The 20,964-nt window shown below is 58.6% G+C and carries 20 protein-coding genes; 6 read left to right on the forward strand and 14 right to left on the reverse strand.

Annotated features, from left to right (window positions below):
* Nucleotides 1–19: 19 nt before the first annotated feature.
* The gene (locus ACEQFP_RS04195; RefSeq protein ID WP_005294289.1) at nt 20–487 is read right to left on the reverse strand and encodes a glycine zipper 2TM domain-containing protein; all 468 of its coding nucleotides are present in this window, start codon (nt 485–487) and stop codon (nt 20–22) included.
* Between the two features lie 385 nt (nt 488–872).
* On the opposite strand from ACEQFP_RS04195, the gene anmK reads away from it, so the two are divergent.
* From anmK to pdxY, 5 genes are all read left to right on the forward strand, one after another.
* Nucleotides 873–2,009: an anhydro-N-acetylmuramic acid kinase gene (gene anmK / locus ACEQFP_RS04200; RefSeq protein ID WP_005286137.1), complete on the forward strand. Its 1,137-nt coding sequence runs from the start codon at nt 873–875 to the stop codon at nt 2,007–2,009.
* A gap of 3 nt (nt 2,010–2,012) precedes the next feature.
* Nucleotides 2,013–2,333 carry an MliC family protein gene (locus tag ACEQFP_RS04205; protein ID WP_370547504.1) on the forward strand — a complete coding sequence of 107 codons (321 nt, stop codon included), beginning with the start codon at nt 2,013–2,015 and terminating at the stop codon, nt 2,331–2,333.
* A gap of 233 nt (nt 2,334–2,566) precedes the next feature.
* Nucleotides 2,567–3,220: a pyridoxamine 5'-phosphate oxidase gene (pdxH, locus tag ACEQFP_RS04210; protein WP_097364652.1), complete on the forward strand. Its 654-nt coding sequence runs from the start codon at nt 2,567–2,569 to the stop codon at nt 3,218–3,220.
* 138 nt (nt 3,221–3,358) lie between these two features.
* Nucleotides 3,359–4,633: a tyrosine--tRNA ligase gene (tyrS, locus tag ACEQFP_RS04215; protein WP_005294292.1), complete on the forward strand. Its 1,275-nt coding sequence runs from the start codon at nt 3,359–3,361 to the stop codon at nt 4,631–4,633.
* A 69-nt stretch (nt 4,634–4,702) separates the two neighbouring features.
* Nucleotides 4,703–5,569 (forward strand): pyridoxal kinase PdxY, encoded by an 867-nt coding sequence (pdxY, locus tag ACEQFP_RS04220; RefSeq protein WP_005286122.1) that lies wholly within the window; start codon nt 4,703–4,705, stop codon nt 5,567–5,569.
* A 76-nt stretch (nt 5,570–5,645) separates the two neighbouring features.
* Here pdxY and gstA read toward each other — a convergent pair whose 3' ends face one another.
* The 12 genes from gstA to ydgT form a co-directional block, all read right to left on the reverse strand.
* The gene (gene gstA, locus ACEQFP_RS04225; protein WP_098143216.1) at nt 5,646–6,251 is read right to left on the reverse strand and encodes a glutathione transferase GstA; all 606 of its coding nucleotides are present in this window, start codon (nt 6,249–6,251) and stop codon (nt 5,646–5,648) included.
* Nucleotides 6,252–6,416: 165 nt separating this feature from the next.
* On the reverse strand, nt 6,417–7,880 hold the full coding sequence (gene dtpA, locus ACEQFP_RS04230) for a dipeptide/tripeptide permease DtpA (protein ID WP_005286115.1): 1,464 nt from the start codon (nt 7,878–7,880) through the stop codon (nt 6,417–6,419).
* A gap of 595 nt (nt 7,881–8,475) precedes the next feature.
* Nucleotides 8,476–9,117, reverse strand: a complete 642-nt coding sequence (gene nth / locus ACEQFP_RS04235) for an endonuclease III (RefSeq protein ID WP_005286109.1) — start codon at nt 9,115–9,117, stop codon at nt 8,476–8,478.
* Nucleotides 9,117–9,833, reverse strand: coding sequence for an electron transport complex subunit E (locus ACEQFP_RS04240; protein WP_005286106.1), 717 nt, complete (start codon nt 9,831–9,833; stop codon nt 9,117–9,119). Before ACEQFP_RS04240 ends, nth begins: the two co-directional genes overlap by 1 nt.
* Complete coding sequence (gene rsxG / locus ACEQFP_RS04245; protein WP_035600678.1) at nt 9,830–10,459, reverse strand: electron transport complex subunit RsxG; 630 nt, start codon at nt 10,457–10,459, stop codon at nt 9,830–9,832. Before rsxG ends, ACEQFP_RS04240 begins: the two co-directional genes overlap by 4 nt.
* A gap of 9 nt (nt 10,460–10,468) precedes the next feature.
* Nucleotides 10,469–11,506, reverse strand: coding sequence for an electron transport complex subunit RsxD (gene rsxD, locus ACEQFP_RS04250; protein ID WP_005286101.1), 1,038 nt, complete (start codon nt 11,504–11,506; stop codon nt 10,469–10,471).
* The gene (rsxC, locus tag ACEQFP_RS04255) at nt 11,507–14,017 is read right to left on the reverse strand and encodes an electron transport complex subunit RsxC (protein WP_370547505.1); all 2,511 of its coding nucleotides are present in this window, start codon (nt 14,015–14,017) and stop codon (nt 11,507–11,509) included.
* Entirely contained in the window at nt 14,010–14,585 is a 576-nt protein-coding gene (gene rsxB, locus ACEQFP_RS04260) for an electron transport complex subunit RsxB (RefSeq protein ID WP_005293761.1), read from the reverse strand. Before rsxB ends, rsxC begins: the two co-directional genes overlap by 8 nt.
* On the reverse strand, nt 14,585–15,166 hold the full coding sequence (gene rsxA / locus ACEQFP_RS04265; RefSeq protein WP_005286085.1) for an electron transport complex subunit RsxA: 582 nt from the start codon (nt 15,164–15,166) through the stop codon (nt 14,585–14,587). The genes rsxB and rsxA overlap by 1 nt, the downstream gene beginning before the upstream one ends.
* A 154-nt stretch (nt 15,167–15,320) precedes the next feature.
* Nucleotides 15,321–15,752: a DUF2569 domain-containing protein gene (locus tag ACEQFP_RS04270; protein WP_005286082.1), complete on the reverse strand. Its 432-nt coding sequence runs from the start codon at nt 15,750–15,752 to the stop codon at nt 15,321–15,323.
* Nucleotides 15,753–15,835: 83 nt separating this feature from the next.
* A complete protein-coding gene (locus ACEQFP_RS04275; protein ID WP_005293757.1) occupies nt 15,836–17,566 on the reverse strand; it encodes a formate--tetrahydrofolate ligase in 1,731 nt (576 codons plus the stop codon).
* 474 nt (nt 17,567–18,040) lie between these two features.
* A complete protein-coding gene (gene ydgT / locus ACEQFP_RS04280; protein WP_370547506.1) occupies nt 18,041–18,256 on the reverse strand; it encodes a transcription modulator YdgT in 216 nt (71 codons plus the stop codon).
* Between the two features lie 225 nt (nt 18,257–18,481).
* Between ydgT and ACEQFP_RS04285 the strand changes: the two genes are divergently transcribed.
* Nucleotides 18,482–19,489, forward strand: a complete 1,008-nt coding sequence (locus tag ACEQFP_RS04285) for a bile acid:sodium symporter family protein (protein ID WP_077999422.1) — start codon at nt 18,482–18,484, stop codon at nt 19,487–19,489.
* A 74-nt stretch (nt 19,490–19,563) separates the two neighbouring features.
* On the opposite strand, the gene add is transcribed toward ACEQFP_RS04285, so the two are convergent.
* The gene (gene add, locus ACEQFP_RS04290; protein ID WP_005286063.1) at nt 19,564–20,565 is read right to left on the reverse strand and encodes an adenosine deaminase; all 1,002 of its coding nucleotides are present in this window, start codon (nt 20,563–20,565) and stop codon (nt 19,564–19,566) included.
* Nucleotides 20,566–20,964: the final 399 nt, after the last annotated feature.

Here is a 20,964-nt window from a genome sequence, read left to right on the forward strand (position 1 = left end):
TTTGTTGCTGATGTGCCGATTACATCGGCGAGACGTTGACGCTGCTGCCGTTGCTGAGCAACATGACGCGTTGATTGACGCGGAAGGCTTGTTTGTCGGCCTTCTGTACCACGGCGATGGTCTTACCACTATCCATCTTGATCACCAACTGCACCCCATCGGTACGGTTGACCGCGCCTTCGATGCTGTTGCCCGCGACGCCACCCGCGACAGCCCCTGCGGCGGTCGCCAAGCTACGACCGGTTCCTCCCCCGATGGTATTCCCCAACAGCCCACCGATGACGGCGCCGCCGATGGTACCGATCATATTGGCCTCGTTGCCCGCCTGAATGCGCACCGGCTCTATGGAGACGATAGTCCCGTAACTCACCTGTTGCACCTGTTTAGCCTGATTGGCGCTGTACACATCCCCAGAGAGGGTACTGGTGTTGGCGCAGCCAGCCAGAGTTGCGCTAGCAATGGCGACAATAATAAGACGCTTCATCATGATTGGGTTCCTTTTATTACCATTACCTGTGTTCCTCCCCGTGCGGCCGTCGCGCTAGGCGTACGGTGTGGCGGGGCAGAGCGCCGGTGATTGCATCGTGATAGTTTCAGTGTATGTCAAAATGGCTGAACCGTGGTTAAACCGGCGATCTTCGTACCGGGCAGCCCAGTCTTCTGACAGGTATGATGATATTCTAGTGATAAATCGGTGGGTTAAGAAGCTGGAAAATGGAAATTATGTTGCAGCTTTTTGCGAGCGTCGGATTTGTCTGCAATTGGCGTAAATCGGGCAGCGATCCTGCGAAAACTTAAGGCAATCCATAGGTTGAGTGTTAGGCTCTGGTCAAGGTATGGCGGGCGAAGAGATCGAGTAGGGGGAAGGGGAAATGAAAACGGGACGCTATATTGGCATCATGTCGGGCACCAGTCTGGATGGCATCGATGTGGTATTGGCCGCCATCGACGAGACGTTCGTGGCGCGTCAGGGGCACTACACACACCCGATCCCCGCGGCGGTGAAGGCGGCGATCCTGGCGATGTGCCAGGGGCAGGCGACCACACTGGCGGCGGTGGGCGAGTTGGATCGTACCCTGGGAACCCTGTATGCCGAGGCGGTGAACCACCTGTTGGAGCAACAACGTTTAACGGCCAGGGAGATCGTGGCTATCGGCTGTCATGGCCAGACGGTCTGGCATCAACCCGATGGCGCGGCGCCGTTTACCCTGCAATTGGGCGACAATAACCGTGTTGCGGCATTGACCGGGATCACCACCGTGGGGGATTTTCGGCGGCGCGACATGGCCTACGGTGGCCAGGGGGCGCCGCTGGTGCCCGCTTTTCACCAGGCGTTGCTGGCGCATCCCGAGGAACGGCGCATGGTGCTGAATATTGGCGGGATTGCCAATCTGTCGCTGTTGCTGCCGGGGCAAGCGGTACGTGGCTTTGACACCGGGCCGGGTAACATGTTGATGGATGCCTGGATCTGGCGCCAATGCGGCCGCCCCTATGATGCTGACGCCGCGTGGGGACGAGAGGGGCGAGTGCATGCGGCATTACTGGCGCAGATGCTGGCCGATCCCTATTTTGCGCGTCCGGCGCCGAAGAGTACCGGACGCGAGTGGTTTAATCTGGGGTGGCTGGAGCGTCAATTGCAGCGCTGGCCGGCGATTGCGCCGCAGGATGTGCAGGCGACGCTAGCCGAGCTGACGGCGCGTAGCATCGCCGATCAGGTCGAGTTGGCCGGTGGCTGTGAGCGTCTATTGGTCTGTGGTGGCGGTGCTCATAATCCACTGGTGATGGCACGGCTAGCCGCGTTGTTACCCGGCACCGAGGTGGCACGCAGCGACAAGTATGGCGTCAGCGCGGATGATATGGAGGCCTTGGCCTTCGCCTGGTTGGCCTACCGGACGCTCTCCGGCTTACCGGGGAATCTGCCATCGGTGACGGGTGCCGATCGCGCAACCCTGTTAGGCGCGATTTATCCGGCTAACCCCGATGATGACCATCTGGCGAGCGGGAGGTGAGTGATGCGTATTATGATGCTAGTCGGCGCGGCGCTGTTGCTCGGCGGTTGTCAGTTGTTTGGCGTGGGCGCGCCGCAGACCTTGCACTACCGGTGTGGCACCCTGCCATTGACGGTGCAACAGGATAATGCCCAGCGCCAGGTACGCATGGTACTGGATGGTCGGGCACTGACCCTGCGCCAAACCGTGTCGGCCTCGGGGGGGCGTTACAGCGATGGGCAGTATACCTTCTGGTCGAAGGGCGATGGGGCTTTTGTGGAGCGCGATGGTCACATCATCGTGAATGATTGTCTCCTCCAGCCCGCGCCAGTACTGTCCCTATAGTTTCCCCTCCGCTGTCACCGTCCTCCCGGGCTTCGGGAGGACGGTGTTTTTATCTCTATATAAATCAATAGAATAAAATACTTTATGCACCTGATAAGTGTGTGGGACGGTGTCATTTGTCAGGCAAATAACACGCGGTGAGGCCGGATGCGCCGGCGTCACGATGGGCGACGATTGAGATCGTGACGATCAAGGGGCAGAATAAAGATAGTTACGCTGTCGGGAGGTTGAATATGAGTGAAAACAACGAGTTTGATATTGCCGACTTGCGCCGCGAGTATATGCGTGGTGGCCTGCGTCGCCAGGATTTAACCGCCAATCCGCTGGATCTGTTCGAGCGTTGGCTGCGCCAGGCATGCGACGCGCGTCTTGCCGATCCCACCGCCATGTGTGTGGCGACGGTAGATAAGTCGGGGCAGCCTCATCAGCGTATCGTCCTGTTGAAACACTATGATGAGCAGGGGATGGTGTTCTATACCAACCTGGGCAGCAATAAGGCGCAGCAGTTGGAGACGAATCCTCGTATCAGTTTGCACTTTCCCTGGCACATGCTGGATCGTCAGGTCAGCGTGACCGGGCGTGCCAGTCGTCTCTCCACCTTGGAGGTGATGAAATATTTCCACAGCCGTCCCAAGGATAGTCAAATCGCCGCTTGGGTCTCTCATCAGTCGGCGCGTATTTCGACCCGCGGCATCCTGGAGGGCAAGTTCCTCGAGCTGAAGCAGAAGTTCTTACAAGGCGAGGTTCCACTACCCAGTTTCTGGGGGGGATATCGCGTAGCCATCGACAGCATGGAGTTCTGGCAGGGGCGAGAAAATCGCCTGCATGACCGTTTTCTGTACCAGCGCGCCGAGGATGGCTGGCAGATCGATCGCTTAGCGCCCTAGCGGCGTAATTTCCCGGTTAAAGGCTGGCGTGACGGCGCCCGGCGCTTTATCCTATAGCGTTTATAATCCGCCCTGGCATCGGCCTGCCGGCAGCGTCTGGCATGGATTACGGTGTGTGTATAATTAATGGAGTTATTAATGGCAAGCAGCAACCTGATTAAACAATTGCAAGAGCGGGGCCTCGTGGCCCAGGTTACGGACGAAGAGGCGTTGGCAGAGCGACTGGCGCAGGGGCCTATCGCACTGTATTGCGGATTCGATCCGACCGCAGACAGCTTGCATTTGGGCCATCTGGTTCCCCTGCTGTGTCTGAAGCGCTTCCAACTGGCCGGGCATAAGCCGGTGGCGTTGGTCGGCGGGGCGACAGGGCTGATCGGCGACCCGAGTTTCAAGGCGAGCGAGCGTAAGCTGAATACGGAAGAGACGGTACAGGGTTGGGTCGAGAAGATCCGCCACCAGGTCGCACCGTTCCTGGATTTCGATTGTGGGGCTAACAGCGCCATCGCCGCCAATAACTACGACTGGTTTGGCGGCATGAATGTGCTGACCTTCCTGCGCGACATCGGTAAGCACTTCTCCGTTAACCAGATGATTAACAAGGAAGCGGTTAAGCAACGCCTGAATCGCGACGATGTCGGCATCTCCTTCACCGAATTCTCCTATAACTTGTTGCAGGGCTACGACTTCGCCAGCCTGAACCGTATGCATGGCGTCGAGTTGCAGATCGGCGGCTCCGACCAGTGGGGTAACATCACCTCCGGTATCGACTTGACCCGTCGTCTGAACCAACAGCAAGTGTGGGGCTTGACGGTACCGTTGATCACTAAGGCCGACGGCACCAAGTTTGGCAAGACCGAGGGTGGGGCGGTGTGGCTGGATCCGAAGAAGACCAGCCCGTACAAGTTCTATCAGTTCTGGATCAACACCTCCGATGCCGATGTATACCGTTTCCTCAAGTTCTTTACCTTTATGAGCCTCGAGGCGATCGATGCCTTGGAAGAGGAAGATAAGAACAGTGGCAAGGCCCCGCGTGCCCAGTATGTGCTGGCCGAAGAAGTCACACGCCTGGTGCATGGCGCGGAAGGTTTGCAGGCGGCACAACGCATCACTCACAGCCTGTTCTCGGGCAGCCTGAACGAGATGACCGAAGCCGACTTCGCGCAACTGGCACAGGATGGCATGCCGATGATCGAAATGAGCATCGGCGCCGATCTCCAGCAGGCGTTGGTCGACTCCGAGCTGCAACCGTCTCGTGGCCAGGCGCGTAAGACCATCGCCTCCAATGCGGTCACCGTTAACGGCGAGAAACAAGCCGATCCCGAATACACTTTCAGCGACAGCGATCGTCTGTTCGGCCGCTACACGCTGCTGCGTCGTGGCAAGAAGAACTATTGCCTGATCTGCTGGAAGTAATCACAGCAAAGGGGGCTACGGCCCCCACTCAAATCAACGGCTGCCTCCGGGCAGATAAGTAAAAATACGATGAAGAATATCCTTTCCATACAATCTCACGTGGTGTTTGGCCACGCCGGTAACAGTGCCGCCGTTTTCCCGATGCGTCGCATGGGGGCGAATGTCTGGCCACTGAATACCGTTCAGTTCTCCAATCATACTCAGTACGGTCACTGGACCGGCAGCGTGATGCCGGCGACGCATTTGACCGAGATTGTGCAAGGGATTGCCGATATCGGGGAGCTTCAGCGCTGCGACGCGGTGTTGAGCGGCTACATCGGTTCACCGCAGCAGGGCGAGCATATCCTGCAGATCGTCCGTCAGGTGAAACAGAGTAACCCCGCAGCATGGTATTTTTGCGACCCAGTGATGGGGCATCCGGAGAAGGGGTGCATCGTGGCGCCGGGCGTCGCGGAGTTTTTCTGCCAGCAGGCGGTGGCCTGTAGCGACATCATGGCACCTAACCTGCTAGAACTGGAGACGCTGACGGATCGCCGCATCAGCAGTGTCGATGAAGCCTTGGCCGCCTCGCGTGAGCTGATCGCTCGCGGGCCGCGCATCGTGCTGGTCAAACATCTGCATAATGCCGGTTATGATCACGACCGTTTCGAGATGTTGCTGGTCACCGCTCAGGAGGCCTGGCATATCGCCCGTCCGCTGGTGGACTTCGGTGCGCGTCAGCCGGTTGGGGTGGGCGATCTGACCAGCGGCCTGCTACTGGTCAATCTCCTGAAAGGCGAGTCGTTGCAGAGTGCACTGGAGCATGTGACCGCCGCGGTTTACGAGGTGATGTTGACCACGCAGGCGATGGGGGAATATGAGCTCCAACTGGTGGCGGCGCAAGATCGCATCGCGCAACCGCAACATCATTATACGGCGCGGGCATTGCACGGCTAAGTCGCGCGACCGATCACGCTGTGTTAGGCCTCCCGTTGGGAGGCCTTTTCGTTTCTGGTATCGCTTGGCGTTAGGCTTATGCCAATCCTTCGGCGCTCAGCGTCGCCACCACCGCCGGACGGGCGGAGATGCGCGCCATATAGGCGGCCAACGTCGGCCATTGGCTCAGATCGAAATGCATCGCCTTCGCCCAACAGAGGATGGTGAACAGGTAGGCATCGGCGACGCTAAAGTCCTGACCGAGTAGGTAGGGGCGTTCGCCGAGGGCCGTATCGAGGTAGTGAAACTGTTTCTCCAGCCCGGCCCGTGCCGCCGCTTTGTTTTCGTCCGACAGACGGGGGTTGAATAATGGGCCAAATCCCTTGTGGAGCTCGGTGGCAATATAGTTGAGCCACTCGATGGCGTGATAGCGCGCCATCGTCTCTGCAGGGGGGATCAGCTTACGATCGGGGACGCGATCGGCCAGATACTGCACGATGGCGACCCCTTCGGTCAGTAGAGTGCCATCATCGAGCAGTAATGCCGGTACCTGCCCTTTGGGGTTGATTTGCAGATAGTCACCGCCATGTTCGGTGCGCTTATTGGCCAGATCGACGCTTTCGATGGTGAAGTCTAACCCCGCCTCGCGTAGAACAATATGTGGCGAGAGTGAACAGGCCCCTGATTTATAGAATAACTTCATCGCTCGCTCCTTGGACGTTTCCTGTGGGAAGAAAGAACATCCTCTTAGCGTAGTCAGTCGGATCGGCGCTGTCTGTGCAAACGGTAGAATTTCTTGTTAGGCGGCGTGAGTAGGGCAAAAAAAAGGCGCCCGAGTGGGCGCCTTAGATGAAGCGTTGGGGGATGATTAGTCGCCCTGCGTCATACGATTCAGTTTCGGTGCGGTCAGCATCATCAGCACGGCGATCACGGCGGTGGCGATACCGATCTGCATAAAGACGTGGCTATAGATGGCCAGCGAGGCGTGCGGATCGGCGACGTCACCCGGGACGGCGGTCAGTGCGGCGACCTTACCGGCGATCAGCGCGGCGGCGGCGGTGGTCAGGAACCAGGACCCCATGATGAAGCCCATCAGGCGCTGCGGAACCAGCTGTGCCACCATCGCCAGACCCAGACCGGAGATCATCAGTTCGCCGATACTCTGCAGGGCATAGCTCAACACCAGCCAATGAACGGAGACGATGCCCGCGTCGTTCGCGAAGGAGGCGCCCCACGGCAGGACCAGGAAGGCACAGGAGCACAGCACCATACCGATAGCGAATTTATGCGGCATCGGCAGACGGTCACCCATCTTGTTATAGATTGCAGCCAGGATCGGGCTGGCGACCATGATCCAGAACGGGTTCAGTGCCTGATACTGCTCCGGCTCGAAGGCGATACCGAAGATGCTGTGCTCGACGTTATGGATAGCGAAGAAGTTCAGCGAGGTCGGCATCTGGCTATACAGCACGAAGAACACCACGGCTTCCAGCATCAGCAGGAAGGCGACGATCATCTTACGACGAGCGCCCCCCTGCAGGGCGAAGGTCTCTTTGGCGAAGATCAGTACGATGCAGGCAGAGATGATGGCCAGCGCCCAACGAGCGATGGTCTGGTTATGCAGCAGCCAGGTAGAGATAGCGACCAGGATCACGACCCCGATCAGGGTCATCACCAGTTTGCCCACTTGCAGCGGCGCAAAGTCAGGCTTGGACCCCTGATCCTTGACCCAACGGCGGCACATCATAAAGTTAACCAAGGTGATCAGCATACCGACCACGCTCAGCGAGAAGGCAACGCTCCACCCGAAACGGGCGGCCAACCACGGGGTGGCCAGCATAGAGAAGAAGGAGCCGATATTCACCGACATATAGTACATGGTGAAGGCGCCGTCTAAACGCGGGTCATTCTTCTCATAGCAGGTCGAGAGCAGAGAGGAAGGGTTAGCCTTAAACAGGCCATTACCGACCGCAATGGTCGCCATCCCCACGTAGACCAGTGATAAGTCATGGCCGGAGTAGGCGACGAAGGCATAACCGATGGCTAAGACCAGGGCGCCGAGCATGATGACGCGTTTGGCGCCGAGGACTTTGTCACCCAACCAGCCACCGATGGCGACGAAGCCATACACCAGGGCGCTGAAGGACGAGAATAAGGTGATCGAGTCGGCCTCGGTCATGCCGAGCATCTTGACCAGGTAGACGGCCATGATGCCTTGTAGGCCGTAGTAACCGAAACGTTCCCATAACTCGATGGAGAAGATGAGATAGAAGGCTCGGGGTTGCTTAAAAGCGTTTAGGCTAATTTCGGGGTTGTTGTTTGCGTTTGACACAAGTTACCTCTGGTTATTCATGCCCGCTACGTAGCGGGTAATAGTCACGGCGCGTTGTTTAAAAAAAACACTATTTACATTGTTATACGTGACGAGAAGAGAGGTACTCTTCACGATATTTTATGGGATGACAATACCTTTGTAATATCCTGTTACATAAACCGCTTCTGGAATAATCCGATAATGTTACAAATGTTAATCAGAGGGAACTCGCGCATAAAATGGGTTTTGCGATGTAAAATTTTGCCGAATTGCTATGCAAAACGCTTTTCGTTATATGTTTTGCTATTTTGCTAAAAAATAGGGATATCGTCTGGCTGAGTGCTAAAAATGCCTTTCATTCTTCTAAAGAATGATATTTTTCCAAAATCATCCAATTAACTAACAATGGTTTATCATTCGGGAAATAAATTTAACCACTTAAATGTGATCTAGTTCAAAATAATGAAAACGAAAGTGCTTGCGTCAATAGTGAGCTCGTGCAGAGAGGTGAGCAGAGGTAAAAAGGCGGGAACGATCACAGTCAGGCGCGCGAGAATGCGCTGGTCGTATGCGGCGTAGCGCCTAGGCGCCATTCTGGCGCCAGGGCGGTGTGTTACGCTTCAGGGTAGACCTTGTCACGGTACTCGCACAGATCCTCGATCAAGCAAGAGCCACAGCGTGGACGACGAGCGATGCAGGTATAGCGCCCATGTAGGATCAGCCAGTGGTGGCAGTTAAGGGCGAACTCCGCCGGTACCACCTTGAGCAGCTTCTCCTCGACGGCATTCACCGTGTCACCTGGGGCGAAGCGAGTGCGGTTGCAGACGCGGAAGATATGCGTATCGACGGCGATGGTCGGCCAACCGAAGGCGGTGTTAAGCACCACATTGGCCGTTTTGCGCCCAACGCCGGGCAAGGCTTCCAGGGCTTGACGATCTTCCGGAACCTCGCCGCCATGCAAATCCAGCAGCAGGCGGCAGGTCTTGACGATATTTTCGGCCTTGCTGTTATACAAGCCGATGGTCTTAATATGCTGTTTGATACCCTCGACACCGAGATCTAACAAGGCCTGCGGGGTATTGGCGAGCGGGAAGAGGGTCGCGGTTGCCTTGTTGACGCTGACGTCAGTCGCCTGAGCCGATAGCAGTACGGCAATCAACAACTCGAACGGTGAGGCGTAGCGTAATTCGGTGGTAGGTTGTGGGTTGGCGGCCTGCAACCGCCGCAGGATCTCAATACGTTTTGCCTGATTCATTATGCCTGCTCATGGTTTGACGCTGCCGTATCGCTTAGCTCGGTGCGACGTGTGTGTTGGGCGGCGCGCAGCGCCTGACGGCTACGCATCTTCTGATCGATAACATATTTGCCCGCCAGCATAAATCCAAGGCCAAGGAATGCGCCCGGTGGCAAAATGGCCAGTAGGAACGGGGTATCGCTATGGAAGAGTTGCATGCGTAGCGCACTGGCCCAAGGGCCGAGTAACTGATCGGCACCATCGAATAGGGTACCATTACCCAAGATCTCGCGCAGGGCACCCAAGACGAGCAAGGCGGCGCTGGCACCTAACCCGGTCGCCAATCCATCCAGCGCCGCCAGGCCAACCGGATTGTGGGCGGCGTAAGCTTCGGCTCGGCCGATAACGATACAGTTGGTGACGATCAAGGGAATGAAGATCCCCAACGATTGATAGAGGCCGAAGGCGTAGGCATTGATTAGCATCTGTACCGCGCTGACCACCGAGGCGATGATCATGACATAGATGGGTATGCGGATCTCGGTCGGCACCCAGCGGCGCAACGCCGAGACGGCGCTATTGGTCAATACCAGTACTAACGTGGTCGCCAGTCCGAGTCCCAGAGCATTGGTCGCGGTCGAGGAGACGGCCAGCAGTGGACACAGACCGAGTAGTTGCACTAAGGCCGAGTTATTCTTCCATAGCCCATTGATCAGCAGATTTTTCGCTTCACTCATTCTCTTTCTCCACAGGCGGGCAGGCTCGCCAACTGAGGACGGCTATCCTGGATCACCAGGGTCGAACGGCGCACGGCATTGACCACCGCGCGTGGGGTGATGGTGGCGCCGGTGAATTGGTCGAACTCCCCGCCATCTTTTTTCACCCGGAACGTCGGATCGGCGGCACCATGTACCACTTTATTGCGGAAGCTGTCGATCCAATCGGAGACGCGGCGTTCGATCTTATCGCCGAGTCCTGGTGTTTCATGCTGCTCGATGACGCGTACTCCGAGGACCTTACCGGCAAAATCGGTACCGACCAAGAGACGAATGGCGCCAGCGTAACCGTCGGGAGCGGTGGCCTCGACCAGAGCGGCGACGGGCTGCCCTTGGCGCTGTGCCAGATAGAGGCGATGAGGCTGATCGTCACCGAGCCGGGCGTCGCGGATCAGGCGGCAGCTCCCCTGCAAATCGTTATCGTAGTCGGCGGGCGCGATCACCTGGTCGAACAGTTGTTGCTGTTGCCGTGCCGCCTGTTGGGCGATGGTGCGGCTCGTCAACTGGTGGACGACGGCGGTCAGGGCGGTGGCGAGTACCGCGAACAGGGCCAGGCGGATGCCGTGGCGGCGCATAGTGGTTAGCATGGCGGCTCCTTAGCGATGGCCATAGACGCGTGGCTGGGTGTAGTGATCGATCAGCGGAACGCAGATATTGGCCAGTAGCACGGCGAAGGCCACGCCGTCAGGGTAGCCGCCATAGGTGCGGATCAACCAGACTAACAGGCCGCATAACAAGCCGAAGATCAGGCGTCCACGCGGCGTGGTGGAGGCGGTGACCGGATCGGTGGCGATAAAGAAGGCACCCAGCATGGTGGCGCCGGAGAACAGGGTGATCAGCGGCGAGGTGATGCTACCCGGTGCCAGGCTATGACCGATAGCGGCGCACAGCGCCATGGCGCCCAGGAAACCCAGCGGGATCTGCCAGTGGATGACGCGACGCAGTAGGAGTAACAGGCCTCCGAGCAAGAAGCCGGCGTTGATCCACTGCCAGCCGAGCCCGGCCCACTCACTCTGCCAGATGGGTTGTTGGAAGATCGTAGACATGTTCAGGCCACTGCGCAGCCCGGTCTTGACGCTATCAAGCGGGGTGGCGGAGCTGATGCCATCGACAGCCAGTAACGCATGCAGTTCGCTGCTATGGCCGCTGAAGATTTGCGCGAAGGCGAGGCCGAAGTCGATCGGTTGCGCCAGCAGGCTCTGCGGCGGTAACCAACTGGTCATTGGCACCGGGAAGGCGATCAGCAGCATGACGTAACCGACCATCGCCGGGTTAAAGGGATTCTGTCCTAGGCCGCCATACAACTGCTTGGCGACGATGATGGCGAAGGCGCTGCCCAGTACCACCAGCCACCACGGAGCGAGGGGCGGCAGACTAATGCCGAGTAGCAGACCGGTTAGCAACGCGGAGTTGTCACCGAGCGTGGCGAGCGGGCGACGCCGCAGGCGTAATACCAGCGCCTCACAGAGGCAGGCGGTGAGGATGGCCAACGTGAGTTGGATCAGCGTGCCGTAACCAAAAAAGTAGATTTGCGCCACGATGCCGGGTAGGGCGGCGGCCACGACCCAGAACATGATGCGCGCCGTATTCTGGCGATTATGGGTAAAGGGTGAACTGGCGATTCTGAAGGCCATTTATTCCTCGCTGGCTGCTGCGGATGACTGCTTCGCCTTAATTCGGGCGATGGCGGCCGCGACGGCGGCTTTTTGGGCTTCCGTCGGTGATGATGATGCCGGTGTGGCGGGGGCGTCTTCGGCGCTCAATGCCTGGCGGGCCTTAACCCGGGCGATTGCCGTGGCGATGGCTGCCTGACGTGCCGGGTCATCCGTTTCCTGGCGTAGGGGTTCCGTTGCGGGATGCGCCTCACCATAGGCAGCCTGTACACGGGCGGCGGCTGGCGAAGGTGCGTGATCCGTCGGGGTGTCGCTGACGCTGCTGCTCCGTGTGGCCCCAGCCTGTTTGGCCTTGGCGCGGGCGATAGCGGCGGCGATGGCCGCCTTGCGCGGATCGTCCTGTGGCGCTGGCGCAGTGTCGGCGTGATCAGCGCTCGACGGGGCCGGTGTGGCCCCGGCCTGTTTGGCCTTGGCGCGAGCGATAGCGGCGGCGATGGCCGCCTTGCGCGGATCGTCCTGTGGCGCTGGCGCAGTGTCGGCGTGGTCAGCGCTCGACGGGGCCGGTGTGGTCCCAGCCTGTTTGGCCTTGGCGCGGGCGATAGCGGCGGCGATGGCCGCCTTGCGCGGATCGTCCTGTGGCTCCGGCGCAGTGGCGGCGTGGTCAGCGCTCGACGGGGCCGGTGTGGCCCCAGCCTGTTTGGCCTTGGCGCGGGCGATAGCGGCGGCGATGGCCGCCTTGCGCGGATCGTCCTGTGGCGCTGGCGCGGCGTCGGCGTGATCAGCGCTCGACGGGGCCGGTGTGGCCCCAGCCTGTTTCGCCTTGGCGCGGGCGATAGCGGCGGCGATGGCCGCCTTACGCGGATCTTCCTGTGGCGCTGGCGCGGCGTCGGTGTGATCAGCGCTTGACGGGGCCGGTGTGGCCCCAGCCTGTTTGGCCTTGGCGCGAGCGATAGCGGCGGCCAAGGCAGCCTGGCGAGCATCGTTCGGGGCCTCGCTGGCCACGTTCTCTGCCTGGGTTTTCTTGAGATTGATGCGCTGTAAGGCGGCTTGAATGGTAGCCTGATCGCTGTGACTGACGCTGACGGCAGCCTGCTGGTGACGTTGCTGGCGCGCGGCCTTCTCCCGCTCCAAGCGGGCGAGGCGCGCTTCGAAGCGTGCCTTCGCTTCGGCGGCTCGGCGTGCCTCGTCGTCCAAGGCGCGGATCTCGGCCTTCTCTCGGCGGTAATATTGTACTAAGGGGATATTACTCGGGCAGACATAGGCGCAGGCGCCACATTCGATGCACTCTTGTAGGTGATGGCTGCGCGCCTTGTCATGCTCCTGGCCGCGGCTATACCAATAAAGCTGCTGAGGTAACAGGCGGACGGGGCAGACATCGGCGCAGCTGCTGCAGCGAATACAGGGTTGCTCCTCTTGCGGCGCACTAAATTCGTCACGCGAAGGCGCCAGAATACAGTTCGTGATCTTGACGACTGGCACGCCGAGGCGGGAGAGGGTAAAGCCCATCAACGGGCCGCCCATGATGACCATCGGGTGTTTATCTTGAGCGATAAAACCACCGTGTTGCAGTAGATGTTTGACCGATGTCCCCAGTGGCGCCCACACATTACCGGGGCGATGCATCTGCTCGCCGGTCAGGGTGACGATGCGCTCAATCAGAGGCTCGCCATCGATGACGGCGCGCTTGATGGCATAGACCGTCGCCACGTTTTGCATCAAGACACCGATCGATGAGGAGTGATGGCCATAGGGCACCTCCATCCCGGTGAGGATCTTGATTAACTGTTTGGCGCCGCCGGAGGGATACTTGGTCGGGATCACACGCAGATGAATCTGCGAGTGACACTGTAACGCCTGGCGTAGCGCGGCGATGGCTTGCGGTTTGTTGTCTTCGATACCGATCAGTATCCGCTCCGGCGCCAGGATGTGCTGTAGGATGGCGCAGCCTGCGACGATCTCATCGGCATGTTCACGCATGAGACGATCGTCGGCGGTGATATAAGGTTCACATTCGGCGGCATTAATGATCAGCGTATTGACGCAGTCCGCACCGCCCCGCAACTTGGCGGCCGTCGGGAAACCGGCGCCACCGAGCCCGGCGATCCCGGCCTGGTGAATATGTTCGATCAACGCCTGTGGGCTGAGTGCCTGGTAATCGGGTAGCGCTTTACGCTCGGCCCAGCGCTCCTGGTGATCCGGGATCAGGCTGATGCACAACTCGGTGAGGCCAGAGGGGTGGGCGGTGACCTGTTGTGAGATGGCGCTGATGGTGCCTGATGTCGAGGCATGCACCGGGAGAGTGCGCCCGTTGCCGCGCGTCAGCGCTTGCCCCTTCAGTACTTGTTCGCCCACCTTGACCAGGAGATCGCCTTCCGGTCCGAGGTGTTGCTGTAACGGAATAATCAGCAGATTGGGCAATGGAATGCGGCGCAGGGGAACCTCGCTGGAGATCTGCTTCATCTCCGGCGGATGGATCCCGCCCTTAAAGTCCCATAGTTTCTCTTTGCGCAGCGCGGCGAACAGCTTAAACATGGCGTTCAACTTCCAGGATTTGTACGGGAATGGTGTGCAAATCCCACTTCCAGTTGGCGGTAGAGTTACGCACGGGGATCAGTTGGATGCACTCCGTCGGGCAGGGAGACAGGCACAGGCCGCAACCGGTGCATTGTGCGCTGATAACGGTATGCACCGCGCGCGTCGCACCGACGATGGCATCGACAGGGCAGGCTTGAATGCATTTGGTACAGCCGATGCAGTTGTGCTCATCGATGATCGCCACCTGGCGCTGCGGTGTCGCCTGGGCGGCTTCCCCCTCCAGCGGTTGTGGATCGACGGCCAGCAGGGCGGCGATATTACGCATCACCGTCTCACCGCCCGGTGCGCAACGATTGATCTTCTCGCCCTCGGCGATCGCCTCGGCGTAGGGGCGGCACCCCGGGTAGCCACACTGGCCGCATTGGCTCTGTGGCAGGAGGGCATCGATACGTTCGACGATCGGGTCAGCCTCCACCTGAAAACGACGGGCGGCAAAGCCCAGGATTAAGCCGGATAGCAGCGCGATGGCGCTGACGGCGGCTATCGCTATCCACAATGAAGACATTAGAATTTCACCAATCCGCTAAAGCCCATAAAGGCAAGAGACATCAGCCCGGCGGTGATGAGGGCAATGGACGAACCACGAAACGGCGCCGGAACGTCGGCCAATGCCAACCGTTCGCGGATGGCGGCGAACAGCACCATCACCAACGAGAAACCGGCGGCGGCACTGAAACCGTACACCGCCGACTGCAAGAAGTTGTGCGACTGATTGACGTTGAGCAACGCCACGCCGAGCACCGCGCAGTTGGTGGTGATCAACGGTAAAAAGATGCCCAATAGGCGATACAGCACCGGGCTGGTCTTACGTACCGCCAACTCGGTGAATTGTACCACTACCGCGATGACCAGGATAAAGGTCAGTGTGCGCAGATAGGCCAGACCTAGAGGAACCAGGATAAACTGGTTGACGGCCCAGGCGCAGACAGACGCCAGGGTGAGTACGAAGGTGGTTGCCAGCCCCATGCCCATCGCCGTCTCAAGTTTTTTCGATACCCCCATGAAGGGGCAGAGGCCGAGAAATTTAACTAAGACGAAGTTATTGACCAGGACGGTGCCGACCAGCAACAACAGGTAATCGGTCATCACACAAAACCTACAATGCAGAAAGATCAGCCGGAAGATAAAACCGCTGTATTATCGGGGTTTAACCGGCCGACGACAACAGATGAAACGTGGGGTTATTACGATTTGCGCAAATTCCCCCCGTTGTAGCGGGCCAGGATGGCCGAAAAAGCGTCTACGGCTCGATAAATGTCTGGCGTACGCGTGCCGAGCGCTTGATATAGGGTACGAAGATCGCGGCGGCAATGAGCGGCATGATGATACCACGCAGCGCGACGGCGTCGCTGACCGGCGAGAAGGCGAAGGATTTCAGCGCCAGCAGCAACATCACCAGCAGCCAAACGATAAACAGCTTGGGAAAGCGGCATGAGCGCTTAAAGAACAGACGCAGCACATACAGGGAGAATCCCCAGACGGCGGCGGTGATCATCAGCGAGAATCCCCACTGTGTGAAGAAGACCCCACCTAATGTCCAGATCCGTTGGCCGGCGCCATGCTGTAGCAAGGCCATGATGAAGAGAACCAGCATCAGGCTGGAGGAGAGGAGAGAGAGCAGCATATACGCCAAGGGGGCAAACAGCCAGCCGCCGATGCGGTCAGTTTTCATAAGGTAAAGTACCGAGTAAAAAACGGATGGCGGGCAGTATACCCGATCCCGGCGCCACTGGGTGCAGAGATCGGGTCGTCGGTTTAACTGAGGCCGACGGTATTACCGTCCTGATCGATATCGATGTGGAGATAGGCTGGCCGTGTGCTCAGCCCCGGCATGGTCATAATGTTGCCGGCATAGACGCGAATAAAGCCCGCCCCGGCGGAGACCTGCAGGCTACGTACCGGCAGCGTAAAGTCACGCGGGACATTCTTCAATGCCGGATCGGCGCTGATCGATAACGGCGTCTTGGCCATGCACAGCGGCAAGTGGCCGAAGCCCGCCTGCTCCAGCGCCGCCAACTCCTGTTGCGCCTGTTCCGTGAGTTCGACTTGGCTAGCGCCGTAGCTGCGGGCGAGGGTCTGCAACTTATCGGCCAGCGGGAGATCATCCGGATAGAGCAGTGTCACCTGACCCGGCTGACTGCAGGCGTCGGTGACACAGGCGGCCAGACGCGCCGCACCCTCACCACCGCGGGCGAAGGCCTCGCTGAACTCGACGCCAAAGGCGCCGGCACTGAGTGCATAGTCACGCAGGATGGCTAACTCCTGCGCGCTATCCTCCGGCCAGCGGTTGACGGCGATCACCACGGGTAAACCATAGCGACGAGCGTTAGCGATATGCCAACCCAGATTCTCACAGCCGAGTCGCAGCAGATCGGCATTCGGTTGTTTCACCTCTTCCGGCAAGGCCTGACCTGGCTTCATATTGAAACGCCCGCTATTGGCCTTCAGGCTACGCAGGGTGGCGACCAGCACCACGCAGGAGGGGGCGATCCCCGACTGGCGGTATTTGATATTGAAGAACTTCTCCATCCCCATGTCGGAGCCGAAACCCGCCTCGGTGACCACATAGTCGGCCAACTGTAACGCCAGGCGATCGGCTAATACCGATGAGTTGCCGTGGGCGATGTTGGCGAACGGCCCGGCATGGATCAGTACTGGGGTCTGCTCGCTGCTCTGCATCAGCGTCGGGTGAATCGCCTCTTTCATCACCACTGTCATGGCCCCGGCGACTTGCAGATCGTCGGCGGTGATCGCTTGCCCTTGGGTCGAATAGGCGAGGATCACCTTACCGATACGCGCCCGCATATCGGCCAGGCTTTCGGAGAGGGCCAGAATAGCCATCAGCTCCGAGGCGGCGCTGATGTCAAAGCCGTCGTGGCGAGGCACCCCGTTGTTACCGCCACCCACGCCGACCTCGATGCTGCGTAGCGCGCGATCGTTATGATCCATGACACGCTTCCAGACGATGCGTTGTGGATCGATATCCAGTCGAGCCAACCCGCTCTGTGCCGTAAATTCGTCGCCGAGTCGTTGCTCGTGGAAGAGGCGCGCATCGAGTGCGGCGGCGGCCAAGTTATGGGCCGCGCTGATGGCGTGAATGTCCCCGGTCAGATGCAGGTTGAGCTGCTCCATCGGCAGTACCTGCGAGGCCCCACCACCGGCGGCACCGCCCTTGACGCCAAAGACTGGCCCCAGGCTGGGCTGGCGGATACAGGCGATGGCGGGGTGGCCTAGGTGGTTTAGCCCTTGGCTCAGACCGAGGGTGGTAACGGTTTTACCTTCACCCAATGGCGTCGGGGTAATACTGGAGACCAGGACCAGCTTGCCGCGCGGTGCGCGGTGGGCGATACGGCGCAGATCAACCTTGGCCGCATAGGGGCCATAGGGAATGAGCGCCTCCGGAGAGATGCCTATCCGCTTGGCGATGGCGGCGATCGGCTGCAACGCGGGTTGGTGGGTGGGCATCGTTTCGCAGCGAGATGTCATAGCGTGTCGTAATCCTTTATAGAGACAGTGTAAACCCAGGCGCTGCCGACCACTGGCCGCAAGGCGGGAGAGGCTGCGCGCCAGTGATTATACGCCTAGGCGGAGAATACTGCTGATTATGCCATAGCACGCAAACGGTTACTTGGTGAAAGCGCAAATAATTACGGATATTTCACTGTAAATGGCGGCGAAAAAATAAGCGCGATAATTCATCGTGGCGCGTTAATTACTCGGAGTAATTGTTTCTTCGGCCATGAGGGGCAAAGCTAATTTGATCGCATTGGCTACGTTGCCCAGCAGGAGAGCGAGGCAAACGGCAGCGGTGAGCCGTTAGGTTAGCGCCAGATTGTATAAGTCTCGCTAATGCTCGTGTGCGACGTAGCATGAGGCAGACATTTAGTGCGATAGCCCTACCACGCGCCCCTGTGCAAGGTTCGCTGGGAAAAATAGCGGGTAGGGAGGGCGTATACGAGATTAGACGACGTAATGCCAAATCTCCTTGGGGACGCAGCCAAGATCGAACAACTTCCCGCCGCTAACTAGCTCGGCGCGACGATGATCGGCGGCACGATACATATTGATGATCTCTTTTTCGTCATGCAGCGAGTAATTTAAATAGTCAAAAAGCTTTTCCAGACTCTCGCTATTATTTACCTTGCGGAACTTATGCAGAAATTCAATTGTGCTCATTTTTCGGTCGTTGTATTAGGCGAATATGTATAATGAATAACAGTATTCAGTAATTACGCTAATACGTCTAGAGAGAGATTAGTGATTTGGATTACAAATTTATCAAATGGCACGTATACATAATCCATACAATTAGCGTGTCTACAAGATAATGGCGCTGGCGTCACGCTTAAAGCGGATTATCATGGAGAGGAATTGCCGTCGTTGACTAAGGAATAAGGTGCCATGTCGTGTTGGTTACAACGTTTGCGGATCGATCCGTTTCTGCTGGTCTTGATCCTGGTGGTGCTGCTGGCCTCGTTATTTCCTTGCCAGGGAACGGCCAAAGCGCTCTTCAGCCATTTGACGACGGCAGCGATTGCCCTGCTGTTCTTTATGCATGGCGCCAAGTTATCGCGTGAGGCGATCGTCGCCGGCATGGGCCACTGGCGTCTGCATCTGCTGGTTTTCCTCAGTACCTTTGCTCTGTTTCCCTTGCTGGGGGTGGCTCTGGGTGTCGTGGTGCCGGCGTTGATGAGCCCGGTGATTTACTTAGGCTTCCTCTATCTGTGCGCCTTGCCAGCGACCGTACAATCGGCGATCGCCTACACCTCGATGGCTGGGGGGAACGTGGCCGCCGCCGTCTGTAGCGCCTCGGCTTCCAGTATGCTGGGTGTTTTCTTGTCACCGTTGCTGGTCGGTCTATTGATGCAGACGCAGGGCAGTGGCATCGATAGCTTGCATGCCATTGGCGCGATCATCTTGCAATTGATGGTGCCGTTTGTGCTCGGTCACCTGTCGCGCCCGCTCACGGCGTCGTGGGTCGGCCGCCATCGCCGTCTGATCAACGTGACCGATCGCTCCTCCATCTTACTGGTGGTCTATACCGCCTTTAGTGAGGCGGTGATCGAGGGGATCTGGCAACGCATCGATGGTTGGTCGCTGCTGGTGATCCTGCTGGTTTCTGCCGTGTTGCTGACGGTGGTGCTGTTGATAAACACCTTTGCCGCGCGGGCGTTGGGATTCGATAAAGCCGATGAGATCACGATTGTGTTCTGCGGTTCTAAAAAGAGCCTGGCGAATGGTATTCCGATGGCGAATGTGCTGTTTCCGGCGGCTTCAGTCGGCATGATGGTGTTGCCGTTGATGATCTTCCATCAGCTCCAACTGATGGTCTGTGCCTGGCTGGCGCAGCGTTACGCGCGACAGCGGGCTCAACAGTCGAGCGAGACGGAGCCGGTGGCGCGTCGTTAATCTCCCCGCGACGACAAACGCATAGGGCGCCCTGGCGGCGCCCTATGGTGAGCTAGCGTGTCAGGTGCTAACTATTAACCCAATGATTTGGCATCACGTAGCGCCTGTTTCTCGGCAGGCGAGAGGAAGGCCATGCTGAGGCCATTGTACTGTGCTTGGCGGATCTGCTCGCCGCTTAACCCGGCGGCCGGGGCGGCGACCTGGTATTCGTGGCGCAGTTCGATGCCTTCGACCGCCGGATCATCGGTGTTGATGTTGGCCAGGCAGCCATGTGCTAAGAAGTGTTTCAGCGGATGCTGGGCCAGTGAGCTGACGGTGCTGGTCTGGAGATTCGAGGTCAGGCAGGACTCAATACCGATGGCATGCTCGGCCAGGTAATCCATGAGGCGCGCATCGTGAATGGCGTTAACACCATGGCCGATGCGCTCGGCGCCGAGTTCACGGATCGCTTGCCAGATGCTGTCCGCGCCGGCGGCTTCGCCAGCGTGTACCGTGATGTGCCAGCCAGCGTCACGTGCTTGCTTGAAGTGTGGCAGGAATAGGGCGCCAGGGAAACCCAGCTCATCGCCAGCCAGATCCAACGCGGTGATATGATCGCGGCAGGCCAGCAGCGCCTCCAGTTCTTGGTCACAGGCCGCTTGGCCGAAGGTGCGGCTCAGGATGCCGATCAGACGTACCGGAATACCGAGATCGCGCACTCCGGCGTTGACGCCGTCGATCACCGCCTCGACCACCCCTTGTAGCGGGAGCTGATGCTGACGCGCCATATAGTAGGGCGAGAAGCGTAACTCGGCATAGTCGATCCCGGCACGTTGCAGGTCCTCGACGTTCTCATAGGCGATACGACGGCAGGCATCCAGGCTGGCTAAGACCGCCACACCCCAATCTAATTTTTGCAGAAAGGTGACCAAGTCGGGCGCGTTGTCGCCGATTTGTACATGAGGACGTAATGCCTCCAGCTCATTGGCCGGTAGGGCCAGATGATACTGTTGTCCCAGATCGAGGATCGTTTGCGGTCGGATGTTTCCGTCGAGATGGCGGTGCAGGTCGGTCAGGGGAAAACGCGAATCAATCATGATGAGCACTCTCAGTTATCGGACGTAAAGTGCGCATCAGTATAAAAACAATGCGATGTAATTTGCTATTCAGTTACATATAAATGTGATGAGCATCACAAAATATCCGCGAGGATAGCCGTTTTATGGCATAACTGTATATTTATACAGTTATGCGTGTTTCCCCCACCGCTTACACCTTTCTGTCGATCTTGTAGGCGCCGTCGTAGCACTGGCGTTAGTAGCGTGGGTAATCCTGTTTAGTCGCGGAGGATACGCTAAGACGGTTCTTGGCGCCTTAGCGGCAAAGGCGTGGCGGTTGGTTCATCGCAGGAGCGGGGAAAAGGGGGGGATGGCGAGGCGCGCATTGGTGGGGAGTATCACAGCGCCCGAGGCACAGGCGCTGTGAGGTTGCGGAGA

The organism is Edwardsiella sp. A.80236, assembly GCF_044540725.1.
GTDB lineage: Bacteria > Pseudomonadota > Gammaproteobacteria > Enterobacterales > Enterobacteriaceae > Edwardsiella > Edwardsiella tarda.